General features: G+C 72.5%; 5 protein-coding genes and 1 pseudogene. 3 read left to right on the top strand and 3 right to left on the bottom strand.

All coding sequences use genetic code 11. The annotated features are described in order from the left end of the window. A pseudogene (locus ACWGH4_RS30105) lies at nucleotides 1–216 on the top strand (transcription termination factor Rho); the annotation flags it as partial. A gap of 154 nt (nucleotides 217–370) precedes the next feature. Here the strand turns inward: ACWGH4_RS30105 and ACWGH4_RS30100 are convergent. From ACWGH4_RS30100 to ACWGH4_RS30090, 3 genes are all read right to left on the bottom strand, one after another. Beyond that, the gene (locus ACWGH4_RS30100) at nucleotides 371–1,057 is read right to left on the bottom strand and encodes an HAD family hydrolase (protein WP_453466476.1); all 687 of its coding nucleotides are present in this window, start codon (nucleotides 1,055–1,057) and stop codon (nucleotides 371–373) included. Continuing rightward, nucleotides 1,054–1,758: a 2-phosphosulfolactate phosphatase gene (locus ACWGH4_RS30095; protein ID WP_453466474.1), complete on the bottom strand. Its 705-nt coding sequence runs from the start codon at nucleotides 1,756–1,758 to the stop codon at nucleotides 1,054–1,056. Before ACWGH4_RS30095 ends, ACWGH4_RS30100 begins: the two co-directional genes overlap by 4 nt. Nucleotides 1,759–1,867: 109 nt before the next feature. Further along, entirely contained in the window at nucleotides 1,868–2,437 is a 570-nt protein-coding gene (locus tag ACWGH4_RS30090) for an adenylosuccinate lyase (RefSeq protein ID WP_453466472.1), read from the bottom strand. A 339-nt stretch (nucleotides 2,438–2,776) separates the two neighbouring features. Here ACWGH4_RS30090 and ACWGH4_RS30085 point away from each other — a divergent pair, with 339 nt between their 5' ends. Then, entirely contained in the window at nucleotides 2,777–4,558 is a 1,782-nt protein-coding gene (locus ACWGH4_RS30085; RefSeq protein ID WP_453466470.1) for a 3-hydroxyacyl-CoA dehydrogenase family protein, read from the top strand. 121 nt (nucleotides 4,559–4,679) lie between these two features. Next, complete coding sequence (locus ACWGH4_RS30080; RefSeq protein WP_453466468.1) at nucleotides 4,680–5,525, top strand: TetR family transcriptional regulator; 846 nt, start codon at nucleotides 4,680–4,682, stop codon at nucleotides 5,523–5,525. The last annotated feature ends 106 nt before the right edge of the window (nucleotides 5,526–5,631 follow it).

Below are 5,631 nucleotides of genomic sequence, written 5' to 3'. Positions count from 1 at the left end.
TCTGTGCCGCCCCGGCCGTCCGCGCCGCCGCCGCGTCCGGTGGACGGCCCGCGCGGGCCCTGGAAGCCGCGCCGCATGGCGGACGCGGCCCGCGCCCGCCTGCGCCCCCGCCCCGGCGGCGCCCGCCTCCACCGCGGGGCGCCCCCTGACCCTGACGACCTCCCGCAGCGCCGGACGCGGGCACCGAGCGAGGCCGGGCCGCCGCCACGGACCTGAGCCCGCCGGACGCGGGCACCGGGCGAGGCCGGGCCGCCGCCACAGACCTGAGCCCGCCGGACGCGGCCACAGCCACCCGCGGGCGGCCGGACGCCGTCCGGGAAGCAGGCCCCCGGCGGACCGTCGCAAGGAACGGGCCGGATTCCGGAGTTGCTTATTCCACCGCGGCTGATCCCGCCGGCCGGTGAGAGTGCGGCACGGACGTGAACGCGAGGATGTCGCCGACCGCTTCGCGCAAGGTGCCGAAGTGGCGGTGCACGCCGTCCACCGCCGCGGCCGCGTTGACGCCCCACACCGTCATTCCGGCACTCAGTCCGGACCGCACCCCGGAAGGGGCGTCCTCGATGACCAGACAGTCCGCCGGTTCGGCGCCGAGTCGCGCGGCGGCCCGCAGGTAGGGCACGGGCGACGGCTTGCCCTCGTCGACGGCGGCCGCGTCCACGAGGACGTCCGGGACCGGCAGGCCGGTCCGGGCGAAGCGGCCGCGTACCCGGTGTTCGTAGTTCGAGGTGACCAAGGCCCAGCTTCCGGGCCGCAGCGCGGTCAGCAGTTCCAAGGCCCCGTCGAAGGCCGCGTAGGTGCCGGAACGGACGTCCTCGTCCTCCAACGCGTGCAATGCGGCCAGGCACTCTTGAGGGTCCTCGCCGGGAGCGGCCTGCGCGAAGGTCTCCGACGGCCGCGTCCGCAACGCCACCCGGTAGACCTCGTCGGCGTCCAGCTCGTACCGCTCCGCCCATGCTCGCCAGACCCTGCGCTGATTTTCCACGGCATCGATCAACGTGCCGTCGACATCGAACAGGACGTACTTCATGGCGCCGGGGCGCGCGGTTTCGCCGATCACCCGCCGATCATGCCAGCAGGCTTCTTTTCGCTCCTGAGCGGCCGCAGCACCGCCGTCCCTTCCTCGCGTCCGACCTTCATGGCGAAGTCGAACCGGTCCACCTCCAGACACAACCCCACATCGGCGGGGTGAGCGCCGCCGCGTCGCCCGCCGCGCAGGTCGTCCGCGGCCGGGGAGGTGCCGGCGCGGTGCAGGTAGGGGCCGGGGTCGACGCGCTCCCCGGCCAGGAGCCGGTCCAGGTACTCGGCACAGGCCAGATCCTCGGCGGCACGGCCGTCCTCGCCGGTGGCGACGAAAGTCACCGGGTCGGCGCCGGCATCCGCCAGGGCCCGGGCCGTCGCGCCGGCCACGACGAAGCTGGCGCACAGCGCCAGCTTCGCCTCGACGACCGCCAGGGCCCCGACCGTTCCCGCGGTGGTCTTCTGAATCACGGTGCGACCGGCCAGGTCGGCCTCCTGGATCAGGCGAGGGGAGTTGACCAGGTCGAATCCGCTGACCGGCGCGCCGTCCTTGAGCGCGAGCCAGCCCGGGTGACTCGCCTTGACCGCCAGCGCCTCGTCCTCGTCGGCAGCGAGAACGATCTTGGCTGCCCCACAGTGGAAAGCCCATGCGGCGGTGGTGAAGGCCCGCATCACATCGATCACCACGGCCACCTTTTCGGTGCCGTCCAGCTCAGGTATTCCGACTACTCGCGAGTCCATGGCTGGATGGTCGCAGCGCAACAAAGCGGGTCACAAGGCAGTTTGACGATCGCTCGGCGACTCGGGATCTGCTGGGCGGCTGTCTCTCCGGGCAGGCGACGCCCTCCCCTCACACCTCCAGCCTGGCCAGTGCCGCCGCCGCGGCGGCCGTCAGGCGGGGGTGGGGCAGGGCCGCGCGGACGACCTCCGTTGCGCGTTTGTCCCCGAGCGCCCCGAGGCCCTCCACGCAGGCCAGGGCCACGCGCCAGTGAGGATCCCCGGCCGTCAGTCTGCGGCGCAGGACCGTCATCAGCGCCGGCGCGGACTCGGGGGCGCGCAGCCTGGTGAGCAGGCGGACCGGTGACAGGGCGTAGGCGACGCGGAGTTCGTTGGTGGCGAGTGCCGCCGCCGCGCGGGGGGTTCTGGGGTCGCCCAGCAGGAACAGCGCGTGGGCCGCGGAGACGCAGCGCTCCGGGTCGCGGTGGTTGAGGAGCAGGACCAAGGACTCGAAGGCCCGGCGGTCGCCGGCGCACCCGAGGCGGAAGGCGGCGAGTTCGCGGGCCCACAGGGCGTGTTCGCCTTGGGTGAGGACCGCGGCGAGTTCGTCACGGTCGGTGGTGGCCAGCAGGCGCTCGTACACCGGACCGCCGCCCGCCTCGTCCCGTAGCCGGCTTGCGAGCGACCGTAACTCCTCGTCCATGGGAGCAGGGTATCGAGGGGGTGAAGGCGCGATCCAGATCACATCACCCCAGGGCTGGCGCGCTCGTTACCCGCGAGTTAACCTCAGGTGAGCGGGTAACCCCCGCGCTTTCGGCGGCCTGGTGACGCAGCCGCCGAGAGGTTGTCGGTTCGGCTTTTCGAAGCCCGCAGTACGACGTGGCCCGGGACAGGCCCGTCGGCCCAGCACCACGACACGCGTTTCCCGCGCGCCGCACGCCCCTCGGTGTACGGCCTGTGCGCATTCGGCGCTTTTCGGCGTTCTTCCGTTCCGCCCGCGCGCGCTCCTCATTCAGTCGTCACTCATCCCTGGAGTCCCGTGATGGACACCCCTCTCCACACCATTGCCGTCGTCGGCCTCGGCACCATGGGCACCGGCATCGCCGAGGTCCTCGCCCGCGCCGGCCGTGAGGTCATCGGCATCGACGTCAGCGACGCCGCGGCACGCCGTGCCGTCCTCGCGCTCGAGGCCTCGACCGCCCGCGCCGTGGAGCGCGAGCGCATCACCGAGGAGGAGCGCCGCAACACCCTCGCCCGCTTCCGCACCTTCTCGGACCTTCAGGCCGCGGCGGAGGCCGACCTCGTCATCGAGGTGGTGCCCGAGTCGTACGAGGCCAAGCTCCAGGTCCTGCGGGAGCTGGACGGCATCGTCCGGCCGCAGGCGATCATCGCCACCGGCACCAACGCCCTCTCCGTGACCCGGCTCGCCGCCGATTCCGAGCACCCCGAGCGCGTGCTCGGCCTGCACTTCTTCAACCCGGCGCCTGCCATGAAGCTGGTCGAGGTCGTCTCCTGCGTGCTCACCGCGCCGGCGGCCGTGGAGGCCGTCACCGCGCTCGCCAGGGAGCTCGGCAAGGAGCCGGTCGCGGTCGGCGACCGGCCCGGGTTCGTGGCCGACGGCCTGCTGTTCGGCTACCTCAACCAGGCGGCGGCGATGTACGAGTCGCGGTACGCCTCCCGTGAGGACATCGACGCCGCGATGAAGCTGGGCTGCGGTCTGCCCATGGGACCGCTCGCGCTGCTCGACCTGATCGGCATCGACACCGCCCGTACCGTCCTCGACGCCATGTACGCGGAGTCGCACGACCGGCTGCACGCCCCGGCGCCCGTCCTGAAGCAGCTCAGCGAGGCGGGCCTGACCGGCCGCAAGGCCGGCCGCGGCTTCTACACGTACGCCGCGCCGGACACCGCGGAGGTGGTCGACGACGCGCTGACCCCCAGGCCGTCGGCGGAGGCGGCCGCCGGCCGTGAGGTCCGCTCGGTGGGTGTGGCCGGCTCGGGCACCATGGCGAGCGGCATCGCCGAGGTCTTCGCCAAGGCCGGTTACGACGTGGTCCTCGCCGCCCGCAGCCTGGAGAAGGCGGAGGTGGCCAAGGCCCGGATCGGCAAGTCGCTGGCCCGCTCGGTCTCCAAGGGCCGGATGACGGAGGAGGCCCGTGAGGCCAGCCTCGCCCGGATCGCGCCCGCCGGTTCGCTGGACGCCTTCTCCGACGTCGATCTGGCGCTGGAGGCGGTGGCCGAGGACCTGGAGATCAAGCAGCAGCTGTTCGCCACACTGGACAAGATCTGCAAGCCGGGCGCGGTGCTCGCCACGACGACCTCGTCGCTGCCGGTCGTCGCCTGTGCCCGCGCCACCTCGCGCCCCGAGGACGTCATCGGGATGCACTTCTTCAACCCGGCGCCGGCGATGAAGCTGGTCGAGGTGGTCCGCACGGTCCTCACCGCCGACGACGTTCACGCCACGGTCCGTGAGGTCACCGCGAAGATCAAGAAGCACCCGGTGGACTGCGGCGACCGCGCCGGCTTCATCGTGAACGCGCTCCTCTTCCCTTACCTCAACAACGCGATCAAGATGGTTGAGGAGCACTACGCCAGCCTCGACGACATCGACGCCGCGATGAAGCTCGGCGGCGGCTACCCGATGGGCCCGTTCGAACTGCTCGACGTGGTCGGGCTCGATGTCTCGCTGGCCATCGAGAAGGTGCTGCACAGCGAGTTCCGCGACCCGGGTCTCGCCCCGGCGCCGCTGCTGGAGCACCTGGTGGCGGCGGGCTGCCTCGGCCGCAAGACGGGACGCGGCTTCCGCGAATATGCCCGGCGCTGAGTCCGACGCCGGCTGGGGCGGGCTGCTCGGTCCGGGCGGCCCGTCCCCGGCTCCGGCCCCGTCCGACGCCGGCACCGCCCCGTGGGCGCATTCAGCTGCTCGAATGCAGTACGTTCAGATCATGCCCCAGCCCGCTGATACCTCCCGCCGCACCGGCCGCGCCGGCGCCCAGGCCGACGCCCCGGAGAGCGCCGCAGGCTCCCGCGCCGCCGCGCAACGTCTGAAGATGCGTCGTGAACTGGCGGCGGCGGCCATGGAGTTGTTCGCGACCAAGGGCTACGAGGCGACGACCGTCGACGAGATCGCCGCCACGGCGGGCGTGGCACGGCGGACCTTCTTCCGCCACTTCCGCTCCAAGGAAGAGGCGATCTTCCCGGACCACGACGACACGCTGGTGCGGGCGGAGGCGGTGCTGAACGCCGCGCCGCCCCACGAGCACCCGCTGGACACGGTCTGCCGCGGCATCAAAGAGGTCATGCGGATGTACGCGGCCTCTCCCGCGGTCTCCGTGGAGCGCTACCGCCTGACGCGTGAGGTGCCGACGCTGCGGGAGCGCGAGATCGCGTCGGTGGCCCGCTACGAGCGCCTGTTCACGCGCTATCTGCTGGGCCATTTCGACGAGCGCGACCACCACTACGGCAATGACGACCCGCTGCTGGCGGAGGTGGCAGCCTCCGCGGTCGTCACCGCGCACAACCACGTGCTGCGTCGCTGGCTGCGGGCCGGCGGCCAGGGCGATGTGGAGGCCCAGCTCGACCACGCGTTCGCGATCGTCCGTGACACCTTCGGCTCGGGCATAGGGGCCGGCCGCAAGAGCGGCACGGTCATGGGCGAGGCCGCCGCGGCGGCCGAGGAGCCCGCGGCGACGGCCCGCACACAGGGCGAGGTGCTGGTGGCCGTGGCGCGTACGGACGCGCCGCTGAGCGAGGTCATGCGGACGATCGAGCAGGCGCTCAAGAGCGGCTGACCAACCGCACGAAATTCACCCGTCCGGCGGTACCCGCCGCCGCGAGAGTCACATCACCACTCCTCACTCCAGCAGCACGCATACGCACCCACCGTCACGGCCGCCC

This window comes from Streptomyces sp. NPDC054847, assembly GCF_053610925.1.
This window is presented reverse-complemented; position numbering and strand designations above follow the sequence as displayed.

Coding starts and splice junctions, on each gene's coding strand:
- ACWGH4_RS30080 (WP_453466468.1), top strand. CDS start 4,680: ATGCCCCAGCCCGCTGATACCTCCCGCCGCACCGGCCGCGCCGGCGCC.
- ACWGH4_RS30085 (WP_453466470.1), top strand. CDS start 2,777: ATGGACACCCCTCTCCACACCATTGCCGTCGTCGGCCTCGGCACCATG.
- ACWGH4_RS30090 (WP_453466472.1), bottom strand. CDS start 2,437: ATGGACGAGGAGTTACGGTCGCTCGCAAGCCGGCTACGGGACGAGGCG.
- ACWGH4_RS30095 (WP_453466474.1), bottom strand. CDS start 1,758: ATGGACTCGCGAGTAGTCGGAATACCTGAGCTGGACGGCACCGAAAAG.